Here is a 1,121-nt window from a genome sequence, read left to right on the forward strand (position 1 = left end):
GGAGCTACATTTATTCAGACATTTACAAAGATAGTTTTACCATTAGCTAAACCAGGATTTGCAACAATCGCAATGTTACAGTTTATCAATACATGGAACGAATTCTACTTCGCATTAATGCTTACAAGTGGTGATAAGGCAAGAACAGTACCTATTGCACTTAACTATTATTTAGGAACATTTGCAAATAACTATTCTGCACTTTTTGCGGCAGTAGTAATTACGGTATTACCAACAATTATATTCTTTATCATATTACAGAAACAAGTAATGGAAAGTTTGACAGCAGGAGCAGTAAAAGGATAAGAGAAAGGAGATTGCAGCATGGGTGCAAATACATATCCTATCGAAGAATGGGTAATTACAGAAGAAAAATTTTTAAAAGAATGGAACTATAGAAATGAGACTACATTTGCTCTTTCTAATGGATATATAGGAACAAGAGGAACATTTGATGAGGGATATCCATTTACGGTAGATGAAGGTCTTGAAGGAAATTTCATTAATGGATTTTACGAGAGCGAACATATTATGTATGGCGAATGGAATTTCGGATTCCCTGAAAAAAGTCAGTCATTATTAAATCTGCCAAATCTTAAGAAAACAAAGATTGTTATTGATGGCGATGTCTTTGATTTAAATCAGGGTGAAATAATTAATTATAATCGTAAGCTTTTAATGAAAGATGGAGTTGTAGTAAGAAATGTTACATGGAAATCTCCTAATGGTAAAAAAGTTGTAGCTGAATTTAGAAGACTTGTTTCTTTAGAAAAGAAGAACATTATGGCGATTCAGATAAAATTAACTCCTGTAAATTTTAGCGGAAAAGTAGAACTTACTACATATTTAGAAGCAGGAGTAGAAAACCATACAAGAAAAACAAATCCATTAATTGACTATGGCCCATATGGAAAGCATTTAGCAGTTAAAGAGTTAAAAGCAGAAGATAATTATTTACTTCATAAAGGAAAAGTAATTCACAGTGGATTGTCAATGGCATGCGGTAGTCTTACAAAATGTGAAGGTGTAATAAAAAACAGCGAAGTTTTAGAAGAAGGCGCATCACTTACATACGAATTATCAGTGGATGAAGGTAAAACATATGTATTTGAAAAAATGAT

1 protein-coding gene and 1 pseudogene are annotated in these 1,121 nt (G+C 32.1%); both read left to right on the top strand.

Going from position 1 to position 1,121, the window contains the following annotated elements; genetic code table 11:
* Positions 1–306 (top strand): carbohydrate ABC transporter permease (locus ABMA45_RS08720; protein WP_348030173.1); only part of this gene is annotated, 306 nt, incomplete at its 5' end.
* 18 nt (positions 307–324) lie between these two features.
* Positions 325–1,121: pseudogene (locus ABMA45_RS08725) on the top strand (glycoside hydrolase family 65 protein); the annotation flags it as partial.

It is taken from the genome of Eubacterium sp. CAG:156 (genome assembly GCF_000434315.1).
Taxonomy (GTDB): domain Bacteria; phylum Bacillota; class Clostridia; order Lachnospirales; family Lachnospiraceae; genus Eubacterium_U; species Eubacterium_U album.